The sequence below is a fragment of the Chroococcidiopsis sp. CCNUC1 genome (assembly GCF_023546805.1).
GTDB lineage: Bacteria > Cyanobacteriota > Cyanobacteriia > Cyanobacteriales > Chroococcidiopsidaceae > Chroococcidiopsis > Chroococcidiopsis thermalis.
This window is the reverse complement of sequence record NZ_CP097480.1, coordinates 5,879,554-5,905,964: the sequence shown is the minus strand read 5'-3', so window position 1 is coordinate 5,905,964 and position 26,411 is coordinate 5,879,554. Positions and strand designations below refer to the sequence as shown.

Genomic DNA, 26,411 nt, shown 5'->3' with positions numbered 1-26,411 from the left:
TATTTGTCTAGCTTTGCTGCGTTGAAGAAGTTGTCGTATTGGTAGAAACGGTTTCTTCTGTTGCTGCTGGCGGAATTTGCTTTGGTTCTAGTTCGGCAGTTGTCTGCATTGCCTGTTCTATCTGTTCCGCTTCGCGCTTAAACTCTGACTGGAACTCGCTAGAGGCATCTTGGAAACTGCGAATAGCCTTCCCCAAGCTCCGACCAATCTCTGGCAGCTTTTTGGGTCCAAAGATCAGCAATGCAACTACAAAAATTAAAGCCATTTCTGGCAGTCCAATACCGAAGACATTCATAAACAACCCTCCTGCAATGTCTGTTCCCCCAGTCTTAGTATAGGCTGCGAACAGTAACTATTGAGTAGCGATTGGTTGTCAGTGTAGAGACGTTACATGTAAAGTCTCTACAATGTTGTCACGTCTGTACTTTAATTCCTTATATCTCAAAAAAAAACCCAGATCGATTCTGGGTGGAATGCAAGTTATAAGTATTGTTAATAACTCTCAGTTTTCTAACGATTAACCACCTAAACCAGTCCAATTAGGGGCAATATCAGGTCTTTCAATCAGCAATGATTGGTTATAGATTTGCAGGATGATCAAGAGAAAGACGAAAAATAATAGTATGAAAATCGCCATTACGGGAGTCGTCCCCCAACCAGGGGCAACCTTACCATACTCTGAATTCAAGGGTCTGAGGATTTCTCCCAACCAAGTCCGTTGTGCCATGACTCACCTATGATGAATTGCGAAAGCATTTTTTAACGTTCTGTAATATTGTATAGGAAGAGTACTCATAATCTATCGCTATGATGGAACCCGCAACAGTTCTTAGCATTTCCTTGGCTGCCGTATTGATTGCCATTACTGGCTGGACAGTGTATACCTCCTTCGGTCCTCCAGCAAAAGAGTTAAGAGATCCGTTTGAAGAACACGAAGATTAAAGATAGTTATACTTTTGTATTATTGGTGGGCAGCAGGCAGTCTCTATATTCTCCAGAAGCCCACCGCAATCGCCTGCGATCGCCAGAGATCGCAGTTGCTCCGTTTCATCTAACCTTGAGCTTTAAGGTGACGATCTTCCACGGTGAAATAGTCTTGGCTGTTCGGTCGGCTCGATTAGTAGCTATAGATCTTTCTAAAAGATCGAGATCGTCGGCTACGTTTAAATTTAAGGTGTTCTGTAGGTCTAATTGAGCTGGATCGCCGTGGCATTCATAGCACCGCAAAATCAACTCTTGCGGCTCGTCTTCTGAAGGCTTGAACGCCATCAAAATTAAGTTATCGGCTGATATTGTTAAAAAGCTGGTCTTATCTGGGATCTTTCCTGATGTAGCTGTCGCAGCAGGCAATAGTAAAACTTGCAACGGTATATTCAGTTCGTAACCACGCCTAACTGTCTGTGCTTGTTGCCACGTACCAGCATGGGGATAAAGTGCATAGGTAAATTCATGTAAGCCCATGTCTGCTTCGGGATCGGGCCATACAGGACTACGCAGTAATGTTAAACGCAGTCGATCCGGTTGGCAATCGTAGCCATATTTACAATCATTTAGCAAGCTGACACCGCGATCGCTCATACTTATGTCAGCCCAACGTAAAGCCGGTACTTCCCATTTTGCCTTTTCTGCTGGAGTTTGGGGTTGCGTCGGTCTGGCGATCGCACCGCAGGGAATTTCATAATTAGCATAGTTTGCTGATACATTCAGGGGAAAAGCAGCTTTTACCATTACATGACGTTCTTGCCAGTCAACGCTAGTTTTAATTTTGAGGACGGGAGAACCTATTTCTAAAATGTAATCTTGGCTAAAAACTGACTGACCGATTTTTCGAGCTACACTGACGCAACTTTGTAGGAAATCGCGATCGCAATGTTGGTTAATACTTATGAGTTCAGCAGATGGTAAGGGGTGTTGAGCGTAATTAGGATCGATGTTCCATGCATCCCAATATTGTCCGCTATCTTGGAAAGCTTGCAGTTGATTGCCTGCACCATTGAGGACTTCCCATCGATTGATTTTGTCAAAAACGCTTGATAAATCTCCCGTATGAGAATCTACAGTAACGCGCAAATACTCATTTTCAATAACATATTCGGTAGAACTTGCTACCTGAGAACTCAATGCAATGAAATTGGGATGGGGACATAACCAATAAACGCGATAACCAACGGAGGGAATATCTTTGGCGAGAAAAGAAATAAGTCCGGTAGATGATTGTCGATCGCCCGTAAATTCAGTAACGTTAATGTAAGATTGGACGCTTTCTCCCGTTGAAGTACAGATTTGCCAGTTAGTATCTTGTAGATTTGGAACTGTAAGTTCGACAACTTGCGATCGCACCCAATTGAGGGAGTTAAAAACGACAATTGGCTGTGCTTCAGGATGGGGAGATGGAGGGAGATCGATTTGAGCGGCGATCGCCTGCAAAGATTGGTTTAAAATAGCGGTTGCCGTTTGCTCTGCTTCTCGCCAGTCTTGGTTAGCATCAACATAAACTTCAGGAATAGCAGAACCAGGTAAAATATCGTGAAATTGATTAAATAAGACTTTTTTCCAAGCCTCTTCAATTTCTGTTTTGGGATAGGCTGTCTCAGCAGTCAGCATTGCCAAAGTTGCGAATAATTCTGCTTGATATAACAAGTCTTCGCAACGACGATTGAATCGTTTTTGATCGGCATGAGACGTATAACAGCCGCGATGAAATTCTAAATAAAGCTCATCGTTCCATATGGGCAAATGTAGAGACGTTACATGTAACGTCTCTACATGCGGAATTCCCCGCAAATACTTCTCAGCGGTGGTAAATTCTAAATCGGGAAAAAAGGGCGATTGTTGCCAGCGTCGCGCGACTTCAAGCATATCGCGGGTGGGACCACCACCATGATCGCCGACCCCAGGTAGCCAGAGAAATTGTGGTAATTGAGTTTTGGCTTCCCAGTCGCAAGCATAAGCTGCCATTTTGACCGGATCGATGCCTTCACCGATGGGCGCAGACATGAGGCTCAGTATATCCGTACCGTCAGGCGATCGCCACCAGAAAATTTCATGGGGAAATTGCGTCGTGTCATTCCAGCGTAATTTCTGGGTGACGAAATATTCCATTCCTCCTAAACTCAGAAATTGCGGTAGAGTCGCGCAGAAGCCGAAACTATCTGGCAACCAAGCAACAGAAGAAATTTGACCAAATTTTGCTTGCACGTATCTTTGTCCGTACAAGAGCTGCCTGACAATTGATTCTCCACTGACGGTGTTGAGTTCTGGCTCTACCCATAAACCGCCGACAATTTCCCAACGTCCAGTTTTGACTTGTTGCTGAATTGCGGTAAATAAATCGGGACGGTATTGTTCGATCCAGGCGTAAAGAGCGGGAGTAGAATGGCAAAAAGTGAGTTCGGGAAAAGCTTGTTGCAGGTTAAGAACGGAAGTAAAGGTACGCTGAGCCGCTTCCCAAGTTTCGCTGACAGCCCACAACCATGCTAAATCTAAGTGAGCGTGTCCGAGGAGAAAGATTTTAGATTTTGGCTTTTGGATTTTGGGTTGGAGATTTTGGCGTAAAGCATGGAGCGATCGCCCAAATTTATCTTTATCTGGTAGACTCGACCAATCGATTTGAGCGATCGCATCTGCAAGCGTGGATAATTGTGCTGGCTCAAAGGTTTCTAAATGCTTCTGGAGAATGGTTAATTCATCTGCCACAAAACTTGGCTCTGGATCTGCTGGATCGTTTGATTCATATAAGCATAGCGATCGTACCAAGGCTCCATCGTCGTGATTTGGACTTACCAGCCGTAAACTCACAGAAAATTCTTCCCCAGGACTCACGCCAGAACTGAGGAGTATTCTTGTCGAGCAATCGAATAAATCTCCCTCTTGTACCAATTCATCGTTGACATAAATTTGAGCTAATTCCGCCCACCAAGTCAAAGCCAGTCGCAGCGATAAGCCAGCCAGAGGATAGCCCTGTAATTGTGCTGGAACTACTAACTTTTGCTGTAACCACAAGACTTTTTTCCCTTTTTCCCAGGCAATATGTCCTCTGTTATTGAGGGAGCAAAGGGTTGGTAGGGGCGCACAGTTGTGCGCCCCTACAGACTTCTCCGATTTTGGCTCCAGCCACCCCAACCAATTCATTTGCAGATCGACTTGAGTACAGTGGCGTAACTGGGCGATCGCTTGTGCAATTACCTCTAAATTGGAGTGTGGTGCAAAAGATGTCATAGATCTAGCCCAGTTATGAGGACGCGAAAATATCAAAACACTAAATTATAAAGATAAAAGCACGGTTGAGAAGTGATAAGAATCGATCTATTTTAAGATTTCAGTTAGCAACAAACGTTATAAAAGGATCTGTTTCTCGATAAGATCGGTGCATATCTGCCGACATGAATGTTAGCCGCCTCAAGGATAAAATACTCATTCATTTTTTAGATCGTTCGTTTCATAATTTATAATTCCTCGTCCGCACTTAGTCTATGACTCCTGCTTCCTCCGCTCGCTATCAAAGCAGACTGTTTCGATTCGTTCACAAGCAATCGCGCCGCTTTAACCAGCAGTGCGATCGCGCTTGGCGCAATCTCCAATCTACTGCCAGTTGGGTTGCAGCTGTAGGAATGTATCCCATATTTCTACTGTTACAGTCCAGGCGATCGACGGCAAATCAAGTACATCAAGCAGTTGAAGCCACCCTGCGTCAGTTACCATCTGATGACGCAGTGATTCAAGAGGAATCGCCAACGGTTGATACTCCGATTCGGCAAGTTTTGCTGTATGTGACGGGAGCACGGAGAAGAGAGCTGGGGGAGCTGAGGGAACTGAGGGAGCTGAGGGAGAAAAAACAACACTCACCTGTTTTCACGCAGTGTAGCGCCAGCGTCTACTGTCAACTGTCAACCAACAACTACCAATTACCAATTACCAATTACCAATTACCAATTACCAATTACCCCATCCAAGGAATTGCTTCACAGCTAGATAGCCGAAATTTGGTATTAGTGACAGCACAAAATCAAACTCTGGATGTTATCGATCCTCAGCAGCAAGTAGCGTTACAAGACCAAATAATGACTGCCATAGCTCAGTACTGGCAATACCGTCAAAAAATTGGGCATCAATCTCAACTCCCGAACGCCAGTTCGCACAACGGGGGGAACCCCCGCAAGCGACTGGCTCCTCCCGACTCCAGTACGGGCGCACAGCTGTGCGCCCCTACAACTCCCCCGTGGCTGACTTCTCTAGACCATACTGTGGCTGAGGTAGAATCTCATCATCTCGTCCGAGTTAAGTCAGCTGCGATCGCCTTCTATCAAGGTATTTTCTCTCAAAGTCACGATATTGCTGGTTCAGAACGCTCTACAGCCGCCGTGCGAACTGAGGCAAGCAGCAAAACTCACGCGACAGGAATTCTATCTCTGATTTGGGCGGCGATCGATTACTTTTTTGGGACGGACGATCGCGCTACTACACCTTCCATCACAACTAGTACGACTCCCAAGGGAGTTTCCCCGCTCGCAGGTAGATCGATCCCCGTAAATCCTAAATTTCCCGCTCGTCGCCCAACTGCCAAACTTCCTGCTAGTGAAGGTTCAGCCGAGGAAGATCTAGAAGATCCCTGGCTGACGGCTAGCGATCTCTTCGGATCGATTACGCCAGAAACGACAGGCGATCGCACCATGCCTAATTTTGCTCTCCCCGCTAATCCTAGTATTGACTATACTTTCCCTCAAGAACGTGGAAGGTTGCGTCAATTTCTCTCCAAAATTAGAGCGCCTAAAGGTATAGCTAAACAACAAATTCGGGCAAGCGATCCCCCAACCCCCCTTATAAAGGCGGGCAGGCGAACGATCCCCCAACCCCCCTTATAAAGGGGGGCAGCAGTCTACTCCTGAAATTTCAAGGCTGCAAAATCGTGCTAGCAAGAGAATCTCACCTCTCTTAAGAAGAGGAGTTGGGGAGAGCGGCTCTCGCGAGAAAATCTCGCCCCCCTTGAGAAGGGGGTTGGGGGATCGAAACTAGAGCAAAAAGTTCTGAAATTCGTAAAGCTAGCAAAGGCAAACAATCGCTGCATAAAGCTGAGCCGAGCAATATTTCTACATCAGAGACTCAAAATTCATCCGTGCAGTCAACACCAGACTGGATTGAAACCCCTGCAACCTTAATGGGTTATGTTAAACATCCACTAGAGCAAATCTTGGCATGGCTCGATCGCGCCATGTTGTGGTTTGAAGAAGTTTTTCTGAAATTTTGGCAGTGGATACACAAGCTGTGGCGTAAGTTCTAAAAACTCAGCTTGAAAAACTAGGAAATTCCGCGACGCGATCGCCCCTATTTTTCCGATTCATCTTTTTCAAAAAACGTCCGCAATCGCTCTCGCCAACTGCGATCTTGTGCCTTACGCGATCGCCCTTTGTATTCCCAATTTTCTATACCTGTAACATTTCTGGCATCTGAGGATTTACGCGAGAAGATCTCTAGCTGTACCAACCACCAATGATAAAACTGGGGATATTTGACGTTTTCGGTAGAGCAGTCTAGCAATTCCATTGCCCGTGCTTGAGGTGAGAAAGTCGTATTGCTACTGTCGTCTGTTTCTTCCAGTAGCAGCATTGCCCGCTCTCTAATTTTATGTTGAATGGTTTCGACCGATAGCCTCATGCACTCTGGGCAAATGTCACCTTGGATGAATCCTTCGTCATTGTGTAGGAGCGTGCGGACTCTACCTGATTCAAACATGCGATCGCAGACAGTACAACATAGGTGATGGGGGCATGAACTTAACTTTCGCTCCAGTCGAATCCTCATTGTAATTTTTTACTCCATCAGTGTAGTTGAGTCTGAGAGTGCAAAGACAACATTAACCGTTCGCTCCCCTAGAATTAGTCAAATTTTGAGTTAAATATTGTAAATTTCAACATTAGAAAAACTTTTATCTATAAAGGTCGTACTATTCTAAGTAGTTACACTCAGATAAGCCATATTGTTGCCAGATCGTTTGTTTTACCTTACACCTTCACCTGTAGAAAATCCAACTTAACTCTACTGTGAAAGTAAAAGCAGACGCTGACGGAATAGTAAGTTACAAAATATGATGTAGCTCTGCCAGACTAACTTACTTCATCATAGTTTTTAATGCGCCTTAAGGACGAATTCTTGCAGTACATCAAGAGGTAGCATTTGTTATCAGTACTGTAGGGGAAAGTCGTAGGAAAATACATCTCGCAACGTAAAGGCGATCGACTATTCAGCTATTTCTAGATCTTGTGTCTTTCCCTGCTCCCTTGCTACTTTTTGTTGTTGGCTGCCAGTTCTATTTTCTATATTGGCACTGAAACCCGACTGAAATGTAACGATCTAATAATTATTTGTTCATTTAGCTTCACAACTATAAGCGTGACTGCTCGAAGGTATATATTTGCTTTTGCTTTATTCAAATATCAGAATGAGGAGTCAGAGTGAGGAGAACGTTGCAGTCAATTGCAGCGCTGTTGCCGCTGTTTTTGGCGTTAGAATTTTTTGGCACGACTAGTACTGCTGTAGCATCAGGTTTTGCAATTCTCGAACAAAGCGTGCGCGGTTTAGGCAGTGCTTTTTCTAATAGTGCAGCGGCGGATGATGCCAGTACGATCTTTTTCAACCCTGCTGGATTAACTCGTCTGTCAAATAATTCGGCGATCGCGGCAGGATACTATATATCTCCTACAGCTCTGTTTCAAGATCGAGGTTCGGTCGTTGTCACTGGCGCACCTTTAACAGGTGGAGATGGCGGAGACGGCGGCGTGGATATTTTTGTCCCTAACTTCTACGCTGTCTGGAATGCCAGCGATCGCGTTAAGCTAGGTTTAGGAGTAAATTCGCCTTTTGGTCTGAAGACGAGGTACGATTGCGACTGGGTTGGGCGCTACTACGCGATTAATTCAGAACTCGTCACAATTAATATTAATCCTACTGTTGCGGCAAAACTGACAGACAACCTTTCTTTAGGTGCTGGCATCAATTTACAATATGCTGAGGCAAAACTATCAAACGCGATCGATTTTGGTTTGATTGGTGCTACGAGATTGCGTACCTCGCCTCAAGCAACTGATGGTTCTGTCGAATTAGAAGGCGATGATTGGAGTTGGGGTTATAACTTGGGGGTACTCTACGAACCCAATCGGAAAACGCGCCTCGGCTTGGCTTATCGTTCGGCAATTACCCACGATTTAGCAGGGGAGGCTGATTTTAACGTTCCTGCTGCGGTGTCAGCTTTAACCGCGACTGGACGATTTCAAGATGGTAGTATCGACGCTGAATTGAACCTACCCGATACTCTATCTCTCAATGCCTATCATCAAATTAGTTCTCGCGTTGCACTTACAGGTGACGTAACTTGGACGAATTGGAGTCGGTTTGAAGAGTTGCGCGTCACATTTGACAACCCAGCGGAACCGGATAACGTGCAGCCGGAAAATTGGCACGATACAGTGCGCTATTCTTTAGGAATTAACTATACATTAAGTCCAGTTTGGGAATTACGTGCTGGTGTTGCATACGATCCGAGTCCGGTAGATAGTACTTATAGATCGCCTAGAATTCCCGATAATAATCGTACTTGGTTAGCGATCGGTGCTAGTTTCAAAGCTTCTGATGCTATTACTTTTGATGTCGGTTACGCTCACTTATTTGTTGATGATAGTCAGATCGATTTATCTAGCAGTACTAGCGGTAATTTGAGAGGAAGCATTGAAAGTGATGTTGATGTTGTCGGACTGCAACTAACTTGGAAATTTTGATCGAAATATACCATAGAAAATCCCCTCATCTCCTGAATTAGGGGAGCGAGGGGGATCGAATCTAGTGTGGCGATCGCCAAAATTGTGACGAACTATTTGCTCAAGTATGAATCTATTCAGTCTGAGGGATTGTCTATGCCTATACTAAGACCACCCCCCAAGGAAATTGACACTCTACGACTATCTGGTAATTTTACAGCAAAGCTGAAAGCGCCTGTTCTAGAATAAGCAAAGTTCGTACCGTCCGCAAAGGCAGAAATGCTGATTCCTGTAGAAACCCCGCCACAAAGACTAGCTTCGCTATCTTCTGCAATGTCTGTCAATAATTCCGAATCAATTGCTAAATGAGTCATTGTTTACCTCTCAATTTTCGTGTCAACAACAGTACAGACTTTCACTAACGCGGAAAGATTTGCCGTATGCTCAAACAATTTAGCGCTAGCGGGATTGTCCCTAGACAAATTGGTACGAAGCAAAAAATTCATTATTTATCCTGCTGAGAACGAACGGTTGGTAGTTCTTGACTTTCAATTGTCCAAGAATTGAGATAAAAATTACTGTACCTTCCACTTTGGCTAACTCGCCAACCGGCAATCAGAAAGGTAGTTGTAAAAGCTAGCCAAATACCGACTAAGCCAAATACAGCTTTATGCATCTGTCTTACTTGTATTTGATGCAAGCGAGTTTGATTCGAGTAATTTTCTTGTTGAGTAATCATCAGCTTTGTCAAGATACTGCAAAAATTTGTCATGAACTAGAGCTATTTTGTTGGCATCAATGGCATGTAAGGGAATAATGGATGCCAATTCATCAAAGTTGCGGCTACCAAGAAAAAAGCCATCCAAAAAAACATGAATGAGAAATGAATGTTTTTGCGCTTCCACAAATTATGCAGCCAAAACCAACTGCATAGCCAACCAAACAACAATAATGTCTCTTTACCAGAATATGGACCAATTTCACCAAACAGCTTGTTAGCATTGTGGCTACCTGGTATCCAACTGCCAAGCATCCAAACAAACTCATCCCACGATTTAAAAAGTACAGTTAAATGTTGGTTGACCATCATATAGAAGCAACCAAAACTAGCACTAATTAAGGCAGCGGCTGCTGAAGCAGAACTATGAGGTGGATTTTTAGAACCAACAGCTAATCCTGATGGAAAATGCTTGAGCCACTGCCAAATTTGACTGTAAATTGGCAAATCAACCGTTCTATCCTCGTCAATCAAATTTTGAGTTTTTTGGAGCGAATTTTGCTTCATTTGTCAGTTTTTCCAGTTATTCAACGATCACAAGCTATGGATTTTGGCAATACCAATACCAGTGACTAAACCACCCAAAGCAAAAAACATAATTGCCATCAACGCAATTGAGGTAGCTGCCAGAACAGGAACATTTTTCTTATCAACTATAGAGTCTCCATAGCGCCAAAGAATCCACGCACAAGCTGTTCCTAGTGGGACTGTAAACAGTACGGTAAATTCGTGATATTCCATGAACACGTTATGAACTAATGGAGAGTTTGATTGCAACCAAGCACGCGCACCACCTATAGGCGCGCGGTATCTCATATAAGCCCAGTTACCTGAAACAATAGACAGTAAGGCTAGTACTGTTGTCCAAAATGTTAACGTTCGCAGTTGCGGTAAAATCTTGCTTGCACCTCGAAGCAATGGGAAAGCTAAATGTCCTGTATAAACAGCAACTACTGTTGCCAGTATGGCGGCTGAACCGTGTACTACACCCATCCAACGTTGCCAAGGACTAGGATGCAATAAATTAAACAGAGGCAAGAATAGGAATGTTGCTGCTGATAAGATGCTAAGACCATAAACACAAACCTTAGCAATTTCTGTCTGCTTGGGAAGATTTTGTGCTTCTGGGTAAATGTGAGATGGCAACGCCATAAATTTAGATGAACTCCCGATCGATCCTGTTAGCTATTACTACTGAAAGTATCGGTAATAGCTTTAATAGTTAAGAACGTTGATGTACATTTAGAAAGTTAGCTTGAATGACTGAGATAACCTTGTAGCGAATCACTATCTTAATCAACTCAATCTCACTTTTTGGATATACACGAACAAAAAACTTAGCTGCAAACTGAAATTCCATTTTGTTGCAACCAATTTGTTAGAAGACAATTGCAGAAAGCAAATCTTATCGCTGAAAGCAAATCTCTTAGATTGCAGGAAGCTTTCAGCGATATAGCGTCAATGCTAGAGCAATTTCACTAGCGCTCTACTGTAAGACTATAGAAGCAATCGAGGTAGAGCGAGCATAACGAAAAACTCCATCATCAATAGCTTCTACTATCACTGACGTTCTAGCGTCAGCATCTTTCGGATCTAAACCACGAGCATCAGCAAAACCATAAGCTCTGGCTGCACCGCCAGTCAAACAAATCTCATCTTCTGCTTGCAGAACTTTCAAACCTTTTATGGAATTTTCGATCATACCAATATCCTCCAAATATACAGAATATCGCAGTACTAATACAACTCCGTCTATCGATTTGTAGTTGTATTTAATAATACTGGACTGACTGCAATTGAGAATACCAGCCAATACAATTCAAAAAAGATAAGTTTACATATCTTGATTAACGATATTCTTTTGCAAACTAACATTGATATATTTTAAATTAACCGAGAACAAGCAAACGATCGAAGTAACAAAAAACTGCTCATAAAAATCACTTAAATGTTTTATAACTACACGGCTAAATTTAGCTCGATCTATGTGCATCTGAACTGCAAAATACTTGTTTTTGTTATGTAAAACATCCGAGATTATTCCTATACAGAAGAACCATTAAAAATACTAGTAAACTATATAGGTATGCTAGATTTGGATCGGCTAGATATTAAAATTACACTACGTAGCAATACACTCTATCTATTGAAGCGATCGCTTTCTTCTATCGCTCGACTCAGAAAAGTTGTTGTAGCATTAGTTTCGGTGAAAATCTCGAATAACATCTGCATCTATCCGAGCAATGTCTACTGTTTCAAAAAAAATGAGCGATCGCTCGCCGATCGCAAACTGTTGTAAAGTTAATCGCCTTTGGGAATATAAAAATTAGGTTCTCTAGAAATCTCTATCCCTAAACAACTACTAACTTCTTGCGCCAACCATTCCATTTCGGGTTCGGTTAGAATCGAATCACCCCACAACTCATACCTATTTTTACCAATCCAAATATGCATGTATCGGCGGTTACCGTGATATCCATAAATTAACTTTAATGCTGACACATCTTGTTTACTTGCATTGAAAATATGGCGATACTTCCAGCCGATTATTTCATGAGTAAGCTCGATTTCCTGAGAACTGATTTTGAGTCTAACTCGCTTTAATAAATACTTCAGAACTCCCGAGATTAAAATATAATTTCCATACCACAGACCTCCAACAATTAACCATATTAAAGGATGGCTAATTCTCCAGTATGGGGAAAAAGCTATACCTGTTGCAGGAACGAGTATGAGGTTATAAAAAGTAGTAAAAGCCGTAGTAAATCCTACGCCAAAATTCCAACCTTTAGCAGGAAGAAGAATTTCCAAGGTATCTGCTTTTCTAGTTAATTTGACTTTACTATCACTAGGTTGTTGGGTCGTTGAAAGAACTATATCTACAAGCTGAGGTTGAATTAATTCTTGTAATGCATGTTCGGCAGAAGTAAAACGACGTTCTAAACTTGGCTCTATCATCCGCCGCAACCACTGGGTAAATTCAAGACTGAGATTTGTCAATAACTCAAATTGTATTCGTCCGTCTTTTTGCGGTAAATCTGCCGGATGCGTTCCCGTTACCAGATAAACTAAAGTTGTACCCAAACTGTAAAGATCGGAAGCAGGAACGGTGCGATCGCCAAATTGTTCTGGTGGCATATAGCCATAAGTTCCTACTACTGTCATCGTTCCGCCTTCTTTTGCCGCTAAAGTTTGCACGGAACCGAAATCAACTAAATAGACTTGTCCGATACTGTTACCAGAGCGATCGCCCAGTAAAATATTACTCGGTTTAATATCGCGGTGTATCACTGGCGGCTGTCTGCCATGCAAATAAATTAAAATTTCTAGTACTGCTTTCGCTAGCTGTTTAATTTCTACTTCATCAAAGCTACGTCCAGATTTAAGGTACTCTTCTATAGATTTTCCAGAAATATAAGTTTGTACTAAAGCAAAACCCTTGTTACCGTTATTGAAATCGAGTTCGTAATAATCTAGATAACGGGGAATCGCAGGATGAGAGATTGCTTGTAATATTTTGGCTTCCCGTTCAAATAATTTCAGTGCATCCCACTCAAAATCACTGGTGAAGGACAGGAGTTTGACAACAACTAACTCCTCAGTTTTTCTGTCACGCGCCAATAACGTGCGTCTGCCTGCTTTTTTTGCTAATTGTTGTATAATCTCATATCGCTGTTCTAGAGTATTGCTAGTCAGCGGTGTCTCCCAATCGCGATCGGACATAAGCTTAAGTCAGAAGTCAGATGTGATGGTGGTTGGTAGTTGGTGGTTGGTAGTTGGTAGTTGGTAGTTGGTAGTTACTCCTCTGCTTCTTCTGCTTCCTGTGTCTTTTTTGCAGTGTTTAACATAACTTAATATAAAGATAGAGTAGGTTTGATTGTGGCTTTATATCCATGCTAAGTAGGTTAGCGAGCGATCGCAAATCGCGTGTTGTCGTCATTGGTGCTGGAATTGGTGGACTAACGGCGGCGGCGCTGCTTGCCCGTCGCGGCTACCAGGTTTTAGTCTTAGACCAGGCAATCGTCCCTGGAGGGTGTGCCTCGACCTTTAAACGCAAAGGATTTACATTTGATGTCGGCGCGACTCAGGTAGCTGGTTTAGAACCAGGCGGAATTCATCACCGCATCTTTGCCGAATTAGAAATCGATCTACCAGAAGCAACGCCTTGCGATCCTGCTTGTGCGGTATATTTACCAGGAGAGAATCAACCGATTAATGTTTGGCGCGATCGCGCCAAATGGAAAGCCGAAAGAGAAAAACAATTTCCAGGTAGCGATCGCTTTTGGCAATTAATAGACAATCTATTTCAAGCAAGTTGGGCATTTCAAGCCCGCGATCCGGTTTTACCACCTCGCAACATCTGGGATTTGTGGCAACTGACGCAAGCCGTTCGTCCAGGGACTTTAACTACCTTACCCTATACCTTTTTGACCGTGGGCGATGCTTTACGGGGACACGGTTTGGAAGACGATTGGCGGCTACGGACGTTTTTAGATTTGCAATTAAAACTTTACTCCCAAGTCGATGCAGAGGAAACAGCTTTACTTTATGCGGCTACAGCATTAAGCGTTTCCCAATCACCGCAAGGATTGTCTCACCTTCACGGTAGTATGCAGGTGTTGAGCGATCGCTTGGTAGAAGCGTTAGAAAAATATGGTGGCAAGCTGCTGATGCGCCATAGTGTAGAGAAAGTTTTAGTTGAAAACGGCAAAGTTAAAGGTGTTTTGGTGCGCAACCAAAAAACTAAAGAAGTCAGGACAGAAACCGCAGACGAGATCGTGGCTAACGTTACGGTACAAAACTTAGTTCAGTTGTTGGGTAGAAATGCCCCCAAGGTTACAAGCAACGTGTCGATAAATTACCCGAAGCATCGGGGGCTTTTGTCGTGTATCTCGGCGTAGATGAAACTGCGATTCCGTCAGGATGTCCGCCGCACTTGCAATTCATGTACGATCGCAATGGAGCAATCGGGGAAAATAATTCTTTATTTGTCTCCGTCAGTCGCACAGGAGACGGACGCGCCCCAGAGGGAAAAGGTACGATTATTGCTTCATCTTTTGTCGATCCGAAACCTTGGTGGCGGAGTGAAGACTATGAGGCGATGAAGGAAAAATATACTCGGGAAGCGATCGCCCGTTTGGGACAATTCTTTCACCTCACGCCAGAAACAATATTACACCAGGAAGCAGCGACACCACGCACGTTTGCCCGTTATACAGCACGCGATCGCGGTATAGTAGGCGGGATCGGTCAGAGAGTCCCGACATTTGGACCCTTTGGTTTTGCCAACCGCACCCCTGTTAAAAATTTGTGGTTAGTCGGCGACTCTACGCATCCAGGAGAAGGAACGGCTGGCGTGAGTTATTCAGCCCTAACAGTGGTGCGGCAAATCGAGGCATTGCAATAGCGAGTATGGGGCGAATTACATTCGCCTAGATGTAAGAAAAATTTGATACCGAGGCGCGATCGTTCCGTTCTTGGCAGCAGTTAACATATGAAAGCGAGAAGCCCTTCAGCCTGCTGCAAATAATTGAGCATGACTAGCCAAAACAACTCAGATAGTAACAATAAGGCATCATCTCCGAATCCAGAGATTGGGACTCAATCTCGATCGCCTTTGGATCTAGATGATTTCCAAGACAACGATACATCAAATGAGAACTTGGCAACTCAGCAAGCACTGGCAGCAATTGCTGCAATTCATGCCCAACAGCAATCGTCTTCTGCATCAAATCTCATCGTCAAACGCACGAGTTGGCGCACGGCACATCCCAGGGCTTCTTTACTTACCTTAGTCGCGATCGCGCTGATTTGCGTCGGACTGTACTTAAATAACTTTTTATGGATTGGCTGGGTGGGAACCCTGCTAGCGTTGTTACTTTCGCTGGGGGTACTTTTACCTTGGACGATAAAAGCAGTATCAGACATATTTTCTCCCCTAGAGCGATCGCTATTTGTAGCGGGGACAGGTTTAACTATTGCCTTAATTGGCTTATTCCGATTTGGAAATATCGGTCGCGCCATTATCGATTGGGCAACAAAATTAAACTGGGATGCGATCGGGGCATTAGGTGAGGTATTTGGCGCGTTAGGACAAATTTTAATTGCAGTTATTGCCGTTTATGTCGCTTGGCGACAATATGTTATTTCCAAGGACTTGACAATTCAACAAAACCTGCTGACAGTCCAGCAAAACTTAATTACCCAACAGCAAACCATCGATTCTTACTTTCAGGGAATTTCCGATCTGGTATTAGATGAAGAGGGAATGTTAGAAGATTGGCCCCAAGAACGAGCGATCGCTGAAGGACGTACGGCTGCAATTTTTAGTAGTGTCGATGCTAGCGGTAAAGCCAAAATCATTCGCTTTTTATCCCAGTCAAAGTTACTGACTCCCTTACAGCGAGATTTTCGCTTGGGTAGAGCCATTCTCAACGGTGAAGGCGGTTACTCCGAAGACCGTAACTACGGTATTCGCGTTATAGATTTAGGTGTAATGCTAGCTAGAGCAGATCTTTCTAAAACCGATTTGCGTTGGACAGATCTCTCAGAAGCTAATTTAATTGGGGCAGATCTTACCAATTGCGACTTAGTAAAAGCTAATTTTTCCCGTACCATTTTGTATGAAGCACAGCTAGTGAGTGCCGACCTCAAAAGTACTCGTTTATTTTACGGTGATGCCCAAACTGCTACACCCCGCAGTCGCAATATCGCTCCCAACTACAATACAGGAGAACAGACGGGGGCAGTCATTGAGAATGCTGATTTTACTGATGCCCAGCGAATGTCTGAATCCTTACGTTATTACTGCTGCGCTTGGGGAGGCGAAAAAACAAGAGCCACCATTCCTGGTGGCTGTGAAGGGATTCCAAATAAATTGGGACGATAAATTAAGTGGCTGATGACTAGCGGCTGGTGACTAGTGCCAGAAGGCACAAGGAAATAATACGTGTAACCTCAGACCTAATCTTTTCTAGCCACCAGCCACGAGCCACTAGTCACTAAAATGTTTAATAATCGCGTCGGCAAATTCAGAACATTTAAGCGGTTGAGCTGGGGGTTCCATCAATCGCGCTAAATCGTAAGTGACTTCACGATTGGCGATCGCATCTCCAATTCCTTTTTTGATTAATTCTGCTGCTTCTTGCCAACCCATATATTCCAACATCATTACGCCGGAAAGAATTACCGAACCAGGGTTAATTCTGTCGAGTCCGGCGTGTTTTGGTGCAGTGCCGTGAGTCGCTTCAAAAATAGCGCACTCGTCGCCAATATTTGCCCCTGGACCCATCCCTAAGCCGCCGACAACCGCTGCTGCTGCATCGGATAAATAGTCTCCATTCAAATTCATAGTAGCCAGAATGGAGTATTCATCGGGTCGGGTTTGGATTTGTTGGAAAATACTATCGGCAATGCGATCGTTGACCATGATTTTATGTTTCCATTGACCGTTGCCGTGCGTCTCCCAAATTTGACTCAACACCGCTTCGACTTCCTGGCAAATTTGGGCTTTTTTATCGGCAGTCAAAGCATTGTAGCCAGGTTCGAGCTGTCGGGCGTTGTCTTCTGTACTGAGGTCCGAGTTATGTTCTTTGTTGCTAAGAATCCAAGATTCGCGTTCGGTGATGCACTCGTTGCGAAACTCAGATGTTGCCAATTCGTAGCCCCAATCGCGAAAAGCGCCTTCGGTGTATTTCATAATGTTGCCTTTATGCACCAAAGTCACCATTTGTTTATTGGGAGGCAACCGTAGAGCGTGTTTAATTGCGCGTCTGACTAAGCGTTGAGAACCAGTCTTGCTGATGGGCTTGATGCCGATCCCTGCATCAAGGGGAATTTGTTTTTTACCGTGTTCGGGGGTAGCAGGGATGAGATCTTCATTCAAGATTTTAATCAGGCGATCGCCAATTTCGCTACCCTGTCGCCACTCAATACCTAGATAAATATCTTCCGTGTTTTCGCGATAAATAATCACATCTAGTTTTTCTGGGTTTTTGTGCGGGGAAGGCGTTCCAGGGTAGTAACGACAAGGGCGAACGCAGGCATATAAATCGTTAATTTGGCGCAGCGCCACGTTGAGCGATCGAATACCACCACCAATCGGTGTCGTGAGCGGACCTTTAATTGCCACGCCAAATTCTTTAATCGCCTGAAGCGTATCTTCAGGCAAATATTGATACGTTCCGTACACTTCGCAGGCTTCATCTCCAGCGTAGACTTTAAACCAGTCAATCTGTCTTTTGCCCTGATAGGCAGTTTGTACAGCAGCATCCATCACCTTTTGGGCGGCGGGCCAAATATCTACCCCCGTACCATCTCCGCGAATGAAGGGGATAATTGGATTATCGGGAACGATTGGTTCGCCATTACTGAAGGTAATTCGAGAACCAGTAGTAGGAGGAGTAATCTTCTCGTACATGGATTGCTACACCAGGAGTCTAGAAACTTTTATTTTGCCATCTGACGATGCTGTTATGGAACGCTAGCAGATTTTAACGCGAGAAAATGTAATCAGTTATCAGTTGTCAGTTATCAATGAAGAGTGGTAGTTGGTAGTTGGTAGTTGGTAGTTGGTAGTTAATTGTCATTCCCCCTTGTCCCCCTTGTCCCCTTGTCCCCTTCGCCCCCTAATCCCCACTCCCTTCGGTCGTGGGGTCCCCGAGTTCCCCCTTGTCCCCTTGTCCCCCTTGTCCCCCTTGTCCCCCTTGTCCCCCTTATCCCCTTGTCCCCTTGTCCCCCTTGTCCCCCTTGTCCCCCTTGTCCCCCTTGTCCCCTTGTCCCCCTTATCTTCCTCCTGTCTCCTGTCTCCTCAATTTTGACTTCTGACTTCTGGCTTCTGCGTAATATAGTTAAAATTAGCGATCGGTGCTGAACTTTGTGCGTTTCTAGTGAGAGCATGACTAACCCAACCACGACATCAGATACTCCCATTGACTTTTCTGCTCTCCGCTTGCAGCTTTCGTCTGGATCGGAAAAAGTTCAACAGCAACTGATTCAACAGCTAGCAACACTAGGCGAGCCAGGTTTAGAAGTGTTGATGGAATTTTTGCTACAACGCCGCGATCGCCTACCAACTTGGATTGATGGCAAAATCTACCAAATCCTCTATCATTCCAAGTTTTCTCCGGCACGGGAATTTTTGCAAACTCACTTTCCCGCTGGAATTGTGACACTGCGATCGCAATCTAATATCGATTACAGTTCCTTACAACAGTTGTTGATTGAGGGAGACTTCCAAGCAGCAGACCGCGTGACGCTACAAAAACTTTGCGAACTGGCTGGCGCAACTGCCGTACAGCGCAAGTGGCTGTATTTTACAGAAGTCGAAAGATTTCCCATTCTCGATTTGCAAACTGTCGATACCCTCTGGTCAGTTTACTCTGAAGGAAAATTTGGCTTTTCCGTGCAGCGAGGACTCTGGTTAACTTTAGGCAAAAACTGGGAAAAACTATGGGCAAAAATTGGCTGGAAAAACGGCAACACCTGGACGCGCTACCCTGATGGATTTACTTGGAGCCTTGACGCTCCTGTAGGACACCTACCTTTGTCAAATCAGCTACGCGGCAATCGTGCGATCGCCGCACTATTTTCCCATCCAGCCTGGGGGAAAAGGGAGCAGGGACGAGCTGGGAGCAGGGAGTAGGGGGACAAGGAGACCAGGAAGACAAAGGAGAACAATCACCAACTACCAACTACCAACTACCCATTACCAACTCCTTAAGAGTTAGCAAAATCTTTCTGCGCCCAATTGTTGATCCTGAATAAAAATCGGGAATCTTAAGTCTAGTAGATATCCCTGAATCTAGGGTTAGATACAGCACAACATTCATGTCGCAGGTGCGATCGCTTTCTTGCAGTGTAAGGTGGATTGGTAAATGGTGGAGCCAGAAAACAAATTATTGTGTCGAGGGGATACTGGCGTAGATCCAATGATAGATCGGCGCATGAAGGCGTTGTCGGATCTGGGCTTGTTGGAAGCTCAAACGACACCAGTTTTTGAGGAAGCAACTCAAACCGCCGCCCACCTGTTAGAAGTGCCGATCTGCATTTTGGGGTTTTTAGACCGCAATCGCCACGTATTTAAATCAGCAGTGGGTTTGTCGCGTTTGGGGCTGATGAATCCACTAGCGCAGGAAAGACAATTACCAATCCACGAATCTTTTTGTACCCAAGTTGTTGAAACGAGTCAAATAATTAACGTTGGCGATACCCGCACTCATCCTGCCTTTGCCAACAGCGTCCTAGTCCAGCGTTACGGTATTCTTGCTTACCTGGGAGTTCCATTGATTGACTCCTCCGGTTTATGCTTGGGTGCGATCGCGGTGATGGATTTAGAAACTCGCAATTTCAGCATCCAACAAATGAAATTTCTCGAACTCATGGCTCGCTGGAGTATGAGTGAATTCGAGCGCAATCGACTACTCAAAATGCAGCAGTTGGAGCCACTAGAACAGCAGGCAATCGAGATTGCACCGCCAGTTCTCAACCCTGCACCAGCAATTTCTTTCTCACCTCCTACTGCTTCACCAGAAGCCCTTTCCATTGTCCAAGTTAAACTCAAGTTGCTAGAGCAGCTCACCCAAGAACTCAGAACTCCTCTAACATCAATTTTAGGAATGGCAAATGTCGTAGGACGAGAAATTTACGGTCCTTTGACGACGAAACAGAAAGAATATCTCGAAATTATTCAAAATAGCGGTCGATATCTCCTCTCCCTAGTTAATGAAGTGTCTCAGTTGGGAGTCGTAGAAGAATATTCCCTTGGTCTTAATTTAACGACTGTAGATATTGAAATGCTTTGCCAGCAGATACTCAACACTTTAGATGAGGTCGCCAAACGCAAAGAACAAAAATTACGACTGTCGCTAGAGCCTGCGAAAAGTCGTATGTGGGTGCTGGATAAAGACAAGGTAAGACAGCTAATCTATCACCTCATATCGAGTATGATTCAAGCTGCTACTAGTGGGAGTGCGATCCGCATTCACATTTCCTATAAAAGCAACTCTACGCTCGATCGCGGGGGACAAAGTAATCTTTTGAATCTGGCAATTTCAGTTTCTCATCCTTGGTTAGGAGAAGGATTAACCCCCGTCGATCCCTACTTAGGGCAAATTTCTGCTTTTCATGGTTCTCGTACTGGCGACGAAAGGCAGGAGTCAAAAAGCAAGAAGTCGATGCACGAGCATGACGATCGCGGGGAAGACAAGACAGAATTAGTCAATGTCAATAGCTTCAATCGTTCTTGTGAAAGCCTACGCTTGTTGCTCAGCCGCGCTTTAGCAGAACTACACGGTGGTCAAATTGATATTTTAGGCACTCCAGAATCTGGCTATCGTTATGTCGTCAGTCTTCCTGAGTTAACATTGGCGCAAGCTAATGCTGAAATTTAATTTTAATGCAGTTCGAGCCGATCGCACTTGCATCTGAAATAAAAATGCGATCGGCTTTAAAAGTTATACAGTTGTTAGCCTTAGCAATGTTCCTTATTGGCGTTGCCAAACTTTAATATAGTCAATGTCAAAATAGCTAGGAAACGGTGTGGATTCATCTGGAAGTTTATTCGTCCAAATGGGACCGAGTGCTAGAGTCGTTAAAATATACATTGGTTTTTGGGGAATATTTTGGCTGTTTGTATAGCGCATCCGCTCCACTCCATCTACGTACCAAATTATGGCATTTGGTTCCCATAGCACTGCGTAAACGTGGTAGTTTTCTGAAAAATCAAAGTTATTACCCCACGATAAAGATGAGTATGTGGGCTTACCGCGATCGTTGATATAGTGCAAGACCATCAGCACGCTTTTCGTATCTGAACCAAAAAACTCCCCGATATTCACTTCTGGAGGCCAGTTTCTATCCTCTGCGGCAAGCCACATGGTAGGCCAAAAACCCCTACCTTTAGGTACTTTGGCACGTATTTCTACAAAGCCGTACTGAAATGCATACCTTTGGTGGGAAGAAATCATCCCAGAAGTGTACTGGAATGTAGCATTATAAGCATTCCAAATGCGTTTTTGAGTGCGTAAACGCAAAATTCCATCTTGTACCAGCACTTCCTCTGGTAAAAACCATTGGATTTCTTGCGCTCCATGATTGGCACATCCCCTTCCCAAATGCCACCAATAGCAAGTATCCCATTTGAGCGGATCGAGAGATGTACCATTGAATTCATCCTCGAATACCACCCGCCAGTTATCTGCCCGCACAACAGATGGGTTGAATAATGTTGTTGCGATAATAGCAAAACTAAGCAAAGTTGGTCGAACGCTCTTTCGCAACCACAAGCCGTATTTCATATTTGTAGAACATTTGCAGAGTTATTTTCAGTCAATTGACTTCATTTCGTGTTTAACACTTGGTTGTCAATTGCCCTTTAAGAATTTGGTAAGATTTTATATTTACGAGTAGTAATTTGGCAATATCTCTTGCTACTCGCAATAATTTATTTTGGTATTATAAATGGATCTATGATACAAAATGCACTGCATTTTTTATAGGTAATAGCTTCAGTACTTAGAACAAATTGGAGAAAGGTTGAGAAATCCATAAATATATTTTAAGCATGTGTAACCGAAATGTATTGTTATTGACTTTTTTTAAAAATCCTATCTATCTCTAGATATAACTTTATCCTTGCTATAGCCCACTGAACAATTATAGAGAAAAAAACCTAGCGTGCGGACATCAATAGCCCTTGATAATTTCTATAATTCCAACAGAATTGTGGGGAGAAACAAGAAAGACTTGTGGCAAAGCGATCGCGCGTAACTGAGAGTACTCAGCATTTTCTTGTCAACTTACAAGTACTAATGGATACCACCAGGAATGTATTCAATCACAATCGTAAACTTGTAGAGATAATTGTGACTGACATTGTGTATTAAGCTAAAGCAAATAAAATTCGCAATTATGGTAAGTCAAGTCAGCCTAACGTTGACTTAAGATAGACCAATCCCTATCTCGCAGCTCATGTTTATGAACTCAGTTTGGCAGCAATTTACTTTATCTAGCTTGCCGCTGCAAGAATGGCGACGTGCAAGCTACTTACACCGTTCTGTTGTCGGGCTATTTAGTACTTGGCGACAGGGTAGCTGGCTGATGCAATGGTCGGAAGCCTTAGCAGCTTTATTAGTCAGTTTGGTCTTTGCGCTCGCGCCATTTGTCTCCAACGACCTAATTGGCGTGTTACTCTTTGCTTGTGCTAGCTTCTGGGTACTGCTGACTTTAACAGACGAACGGCGTTATGCTTCAGAGCGTGCCAATACTCTGACTCCAATTCATTTATTGGTATTGCTTTACTGGGGTATCTCTACAGTAGCTACAGCACTATCGCCCGTCAAAGCCGCTGCTTTCGTAGGTTGGCAAAAGTTGACGCTATATTTAGTTCTGTTTGCCTTGACTGCGAGGATTTTACGATCGCCCCGCATTCGTTCTTGGCTGATTACCCTCTACCTCCACGTAGCGCTGATTGTGAGCATTTACGGTTTGCAGCAGTGGTTTTATGGGGCAAATGCTCTAGCTACTTGGGTCGATACTCAATCTAATCTCACCCGCATTACCCGCGTATACAGCTATCTTGGCAATCCTAACTTGCTAGCTGGCTATCTACTACCAGCCGTGGTTTTGAGTCTGGTTGCTGTCTTTGCTTGGCAGCGCTGGGTTCCCAAGTTGCTAGCACTAACAATGTTCGTTGTCAATAGTGCCTGTCTCGTCCTCACCTTTAGTCGTGGTGGTTGGATGGGATTACTCGTAGCGATTTTTGCCGTGTTGGTACTATTGGTGTATGTGTTGAGCGTCCATTTCCCCCCATTTTGGCGTACTTGGTCGCTACCATTGCTTATCGGTGGCGTAACGTTGGTATTAGTAGGTGGGGTGTTGTTTGTCGAACCAATCCGCGATCGCTTTTTGAGTATCTTCGCTGGAAGGGGTGACAGCAGCAACAATTTTCGCATCAACGTTTGGATAGCAGTGATTGAGATGATTAAAGACCGTCCGATTTTAGGGATCGGTCCTGGGAACACTGCCTTTAACAAAATTTATCCGCTTTACCAATTGCCTCGTTACAATGCCCTAAGTGCCTACTCAATCTTGTTGGAAGTAGCCGTAGAAACTGGTTTGGTTGGTTTAGCTTGCTTGTTATGGTTACTGGTTGTCACCTTCAACTCAGGGTTGCAACAACTGCGCCGTTTGCGGCAAACTGGCAGTCGAGAAGCATTTTGGTTAATTGGGGCGATCGCGGCTTTATTTGGAACTCTGGTTCACAATATCGCCGATACTGTCTGGTATCGTCCTGAAATCAACACGATTTGGTGGTTTATGGTAGCGATTATTGCTAGTTACTATGCTGCCCCAGTCACGCGATCGGATCTTTTGGCTAATTCCTCTTTCAATCGCGGTTCGGATAGCTAATCTCGGTGGATATGTATTTGTAGGGGCGCACAGCTGTGCGCCCCTACAGTTTGTGTGCGCCCCTACAGTTTGTGTGCGCCCCTACAGTTTGTGTGCGCCCCTACAGTTTGTGTGCGCCCCTACAGTTTGTGTGCACCCCTACGGTTTGTGTGCGCCCCTACAGTTTGTGTGCGCCCCTACATTGTGTGCGCCCCTACAGTTTGTGTGCGCCCCTACAGTTTGTGTGGGACAGATCGTTAAAAATCAACAACAGCCCTCCTCTTTTCCCAAAAAGGCAGTACAACAATACAGTAATACAACCGGATTGAGATCGAGCTGTGGGAAAAATGCAATTGATGGATAGACTGCGCTTGGGTGCGGCTGTATTGACAGCAAAAACCGTGACTTTCGGGGTGCGATCGCTACGTCTGGGTGCGGCTAGCGTTTTACCAGGAGAAATTGCCCGTCGTCTTCAGCCAAAGTTGTTGCAACTGCTAAGTTGTCAGGTGAAGCAAGGAGTTATTCTCATTGCGGGGACGAACGGTAAAACTACCACATCCTTACTACTACGCACGATGTTGGAACGTCAAGGTTGGCGGGTTGTCCACAATGCAGCGGGGGCGAATTTAGAAAATGGTTTGATGACAGCGCTGTTACAAAATACTAATCCCATCGGTACGTTAGATGCAGACTTTGCCATTTTAGAAGTAGACGAAAATATTGTTCCCAAGGTGTTAGCACCTCTACAACCTCGGCTAATTCTGGCGTTAAACTTGTTTCGCGATCAGCTGGATCGCTACGGGGAAGTCGATACAATTAGCAGGCGTTGGGGACAAGCGATCGCACCTTTACCGTCAGAAACTATTATTGTTGCCAATGCTGACGATCCTACCTTGGCTTACATGGGGCAACAACTCAGTCAAAATGTTTTATTCTTTGGCTTGAGCGAACCAGAACATTATCTTGATGAAATTCCCCATGCTGTAGACTCAATTTATTGTCCCAGTTGCGGTACTCGCCTGGTTTATCAAGGGGTTTATCTTTCACACCAGGGAGATTATAACTGTCCTAACTGTGGTTTTCACAAACCATCTCTGGCGATCGCTAGTCGGGAATGGGAGCAAATTTTAATTGGGTTGTATAACAAATACAATACTCTAGCAGCGGTGTTATCAGCACAGCAACTTGGCGTAGATGAAGCGATAATCCGCGATACTATAGCTAACTTTCAGGCGGCTTTTGGACGTGCTGAAGAGTTGCAAGTTCGCGGTAAACACGTCCGCATTCTCTTGTCTAAAAATCCTGTGGGGATGAATGAAACAATTCGGGCAGTGAATGAGGTAAGAGGCGAGAGGCAAATCGAAGCGGAATCGCGTCAACTTGCGCCTGTGTTGATGGTTTTGAATGACAGAATACCCGATGGTACAGATGTTTCGTGGATTTGGGATGTGGATACAGAAAAGTTAGTCGAACGAGGAGGGACTTTAATAGTCAGTGGCGATCGCGTTTACGATATGGCTTTGCGTTTGCGTTACAGTCAGCCGGAGATAGATAGCAAAATGAATTTGGTTGTGAAGGAAGATTTAAAAGAGGCGATCGCAACTGCTTTGGAACAAACTCCAGCACATGAGACATTACACATTTTGCCTACATATTCTGCCATGTTAGAAGTGCGGGAGATTTTGACGGGAAGAAAGATTTTGTAATAAGTTGTAAATCGTAAGTCGTAAGTCGTAAGTTGGAATGAACTGATAACTGATAACTGACTATGCTTTTATCTCAGACAGAAAGACATTTAGCTGCTGAAATCGATTTTGATGAGTCTGTTTTGGAGATGATTAAGCAAGAATGCCAAGTCAAAATGCAGAAAATTCTTTTAAAACAAGAGGTGTATCTCAAAGATAGCGAATTGAGTTGTGTAAATGAAATTTTGCCAGCTTACTATCTTGAATTTGAGCAAGATATTTACGGAGTCTACAACTATGGAGGCAATCTTTTAGTAGAAGGCTTGTCTATTATCATCCCATCTTACATAGATTATCGGGATATTTTTGTCAAGCTAAAACAATCATTGAATCCACACGGCTATCTGACAAGCTGCGAAAATCGAGTTGGTTTGACTCCAGAGAAAAACAGGTTGAACCAATATATTTCTAGAGTTTTAAATTATGTCACACAAGCAGAATTAAGAATTGCAGTTTTTAAGGGTGAAGAACCTTGGGATATTATTAAGATTCATCAGACTAATGGGTGGAATTATGATATTTCTCCTAAAGACATAATTAATAAATTAAAATCGTGGCGGGAAGTGTGTGAATTTGAAATTATATTCGCTAGTAAAAGTAGTTTGAGTCTGGAGTTTGTAAGACCACCTACAGATATTGAAAAATTTGCTAAAGACGTAGTTGAATTTTGTCCCGATCTCCAAAATACTCAGCTAGTTGCAAGCAAGATCGAGAAGTATAAAAGTCTTTATTTAACTTGGAATTGAGCAAGAA

Annotated in this window: 24 protein-coding genes and 1 pseudogene; 12 read left to right on the top strand and 13 right to left on the bottom strand. The window is 44.0% G+C overall.

Annotation, left to right across the window (positions count from 1 at the left end; genetic code table 11):
- Positions 1–7: 7 nt before the first annotated feature.
- Entirely contained in the window at positions 8–295 is a 288-nt protein-coding gene (locus tag M5J74_RS27370; protein WP_015157036.1) for a TatA/E family twin arginine-targeting protein translocase, read from the bottom strand.
- A 222-nt stretch (positions 296–517) separates the two neighbouring features.
- Entirely contained in the window at positions 518–727 is a 210-nt protein-coding gene (psbH, locus tag M5J74_RS27365; protein WP_015157035.1) for a photosystem II reaction center phosphoprotein PsbH, read from the bottom strand.
- Between the two features lie 83 nt (positions 728–810).
- Between psbH and psbN the strand changes: the two genes are divergently transcribed.
- Positions 811–942, top strand: a complete 132-nt coding sequence (gene psbN, locus M5J74_RS27360; protein WP_041462633.1) for a photosystem II reaction center protein PsbN — start codon at positions 811–813, stop codon at positions 940–942.
- 105 nt (positions 943–1,047) lie between these two features.
- Here the strand turns inward: psbN and M5J74_RS27355 are convergent, their stop codons facing one another.
- Positions 1,048–4,218 (bottom strand): alpha-mannosidase, encoded by a 3,171-nt coding sequence (locus M5J74_RS27355; protein ID WP_250014376.1) that lies wholly within the window; start codon positions 4,216–4,218, stop codon positions 1,048–1,050.
- Positions 4,219–4,472: 254 nt separating this feature from the next.
- Here M5J74_RS27355 and M5J74_RS27350 point away from each other — a divergent pair, with 254 nt between their 5' ends.
- Positions 4,473–5,861 carry a hypothetical protein gene (locus M5J74_RS27350; RefSeq protein ID WP_250014366.1) on the top strand — a complete coding sequence of 463 codons (1,389 nt, stop codon included), beginning with the start codon at positions 4,473–4,475 and terminating at the stop codon, positions 5,859–5,861.
- 251 nt (positions 5,862–6,112) lie between these two features.
- Complete coding sequence (locus M5J74_RS27345; RefSeq protein ID WP_250014364.1) at positions 6,113–6,277, top strand: hypothetical protein; 165 nt, start codon at positions 6,113–6,115, stop codon at positions 6,275–6,277.
- 44 nt (positions 6,278–6,321) lie between these two features.
- Here the strand turns inward: M5J74_RS27345 and M5J74_RS27340 are convergent, their stop codons facing one another.
- Positions 6,322–6,798, bottom strand: coding sequence for a hypothetical protein (locus M5J74_RS27340; RefSeq protein WP_015157031.1), 477 nt, complete (start codon positions 6,796–6,798; stop codon positions 6,322–6,324).
- 650 nt (positions 6,799–7,448) lie between these two features.
- Between M5J74_RS27340 and M5J74_RS27335 the strand changes: the two genes are divergently transcribed.
- On the top strand, positions 7,449–8,768 hold the full coding sequence (locus M5J74_RS27335) for an OmpP1/FadL family transporter (RefSeq protein ID WP_250014362.1): 1,320 nt from the start codon (positions 7,449–7,451) through the stop codon (positions 8,766–8,768).
- 116 nt (positions 8,769–8,884) lie between these two features.
- Here M5J74_RS27335 and M5J74_RS27330 read toward each other — a convergent pair whose 3' ends face one another.
- The 5 genes from M5J74_RS27330 to M5J74_RS27310 form a co-directional block, all read right to left on the bottom strand.
- Positions 8,885–9,121: a hypothetical protein gene (locus tag M5J74_RS27330; RefSeq protein ID WP_106168012.1), complete on the bottom strand. Its 237-nt coding sequence runs from the start codon at positions 9,119–9,121 to the stop codon at positions 8,885–8,887.
- Between the two features lie 131 nt (positions 9,122–9,252).
- Positions 9,253–9,486: a hypothetical protein gene (locus M5J74_RS27325; RefSeq protein ID WP_250014360.1), complete on the bottom strand. Its 234-nt coding sequence runs from the start codon at positions 9,484–9,486 to the stop codon at positions 9,253–9,255.
- A 42-nt stretch (positions 9,487–9,528) separates the two neighbouring features.
- On the bottom strand, positions 9,529–10,032 hold the full coding sequence (locus M5J74_RS27320; RefSeq protein ID WP_250014359.1) for a hypothetical protein: 504 nt from the start codon (positions 10,030–10,032) through the stop codon (positions 9,529–9,531).
- 27 nt (positions 10,033–10,059) lie between these two features.
- A complete protein-coding gene (locus M5J74_RS27315; protein WP_015157026.1) occupies positions 10,060–10,677 on the bottom strand; it encodes a hypothetical protein in 618 nt (205 codons plus the stop codon).
- Between the two features lie 334 nt (positions 10,678–11,011).
- Positions 11,012–11,227, bottom strand: a complete 216-nt coding sequence (locus M5J74_RS27310; RefSeq protein ID WP_015157024.1) for a hypothetical protein — start codon at positions 11,225–11,227, stop codon at positions 11,012–11,014.
- A 384-nt stretch (positions 11,228–11,611) separates the two neighbouring features.
- Between M5J74_RS27310 and M5J74_RS27305 the strand changes: the two genes are divergently transcribed.
- The gene (locus tag M5J74_RS27305; protein WP_041462629.1) at positions 11,612–11,824 is read left to right on the top strand and encodes a hypothetical protein; all 213 of its coding nucleotides are present in this window, start codon (positions 11,612–11,614) and stop codon (positions 11,822–11,824) included.
- A 2-nt stretch (positions 11,825–11,826) separates the two neighbouring features.
- Here the strand turns inward: M5J74_RS27305 and M5J74_RS27300 are convergent, their stop codons facing one another.
- Positions 11,827–13,248: a serine/threonine-protein kinase gene (locus M5J74_RS27300; protein WP_015157023.1), complete on the bottom strand. Its 1,422-nt coding sequence runs from the start codon at positions 13,246–13,248 to the stop codon at positions 11,827–11,829.
- Between the two features lie 170 nt (positions 13,249–13,418).
- On the opposite strand from M5J74_RS27300, the pseudogene crtD reads away from it, so the two are divergent.
- Positions 13,419–14,932: pseudogene (gene crtD, locus M5J74_RS27295) on the top strand (C-3',4' desaturase CrtD).
- Positions 14,933–15,061: 129 nt separating this feature from the next.
- A complete protein-coding gene (locus M5J74_RS27285) occupies positions 15,062–16,414 on the top strand; it encodes a pentapeptide repeat-containing protein (RefSeq protein WP_015157021.1) in 1,353 nt (450 codons plus the stop codon).
- Positions 16,415–16,519: 105 nt separating this feature from the next.
- Here M5J74_RS27285 and M5J74_RS27280 read toward each other — a convergent pair whose 3' ends face one another.
- Positions 16,520–17,944 (bottom strand): NADP-dependent isocitrate dehydrogenase, encoded by a 1,425-nt coding sequence (locus M5J74_RS27280; RefSeq protein ID WP_106168018.1) that lies wholly within the window; start codon positions 17,942–17,944, stop codon positions 16,520–16,522.
- Between the two features lie 158 nt (positions 17,945–18,102).
- Positions 18,103–18,423: a hypothetical protein gene (locus tag M5J74_RS27275; RefSeq protein ID WP_250014354.1), complete on the bottom strand. Its 321-nt coding sequence runs from the start codon at positions 18,421–18,423 to the stop codon at positions 18,103–18,105.
- On the opposite strand from M5J74_RS27275, the gene M5J74_RS27270 reads away from it, so the two are divergent.
- Positions 18,422–19,168: a GUN4 domain-containing protein gene (locus tag M5J74_RS27270; RefSeq protein WP_250014352.1), complete on the top strand. Its 747-nt coding sequence runs from the start codon at positions 18,422–18,424 to the stop codon at positions 19,166–19,168. The two genes, M5J74_RS27275 and M5J74_RS27270, sit on opposite strands and share 2 nt — an antisense overlap.
- Positions 19,169–19,400: 232 nt before the next feature.
- Entirely contained in the window at positions 19,401–20,915 is a 1,515-nt protein-coding gene (locus M5J74_RS27265; RefSeq protein WP_015157018.1) for a GAF domain-containing sensor histidine kinase, read from the top strand.
- 93 nt (positions 20,916–21,008) lie between these two features.
- On the opposite strand, the gene M5J74_RS27260 is transcribed toward M5J74_RS27265, so the two are convergent.
- Entirely contained in the window at positions 21,009–21,821 is an 813-nt protein-coding gene (locus tag M5J74_RS27260; RefSeq protein WP_015157017.1) for a family 16 glycosylhydrolase, read from the bottom strand.
- 679 nt (positions 21,822–22,500) lie between these two features.
- Between M5J74_RS27260 and M5J74_RS27255 the strand changes: the two genes are divergently transcribed.
- The 3 genes from M5J74_RS27255 (at position 22,501) to M5J74_RS27245 (ending at position 26,404) form a co-directional block, all read left to right on the top strand.
- Positions 22,501–23,934: an IctB family putative bicarbonate transporter gene (locus M5J74_RS27255; RefSeq protein WP_015157016.1), complete on the top strand. Its 1,434-nt coding sequence runs from the start codon at positions 22,501–22,503 to the stop codon at positions 23,932–23,934.
- Positions 23,935–24,260: 326 nt separating this feature from the next.
- Complete coding sequence (locus M5J74_RS27250; protein ID WP_015157015.1) at positions 24,261–25,619, top strand: Mur ligase family protein; 1,359 nt, start codon at positions 24,261–24,263, stop codon at positions 25,617–25,619.
- Positions 25,620–25,681: 62 nt separating this feature from the next.
- Complete coding sequence (locus M5J74_RS27245; RefSeq protein ID WP_015157014.1) at positions 25,682–26,404, top strand: DUF4253 domain-containing protein; 723 nt, start codon at positions 25,682–25,684, stop codon at positions 26,402–26,404.
- Positions 26,405–26,411 lie beyond the last annotated feature (7 nt).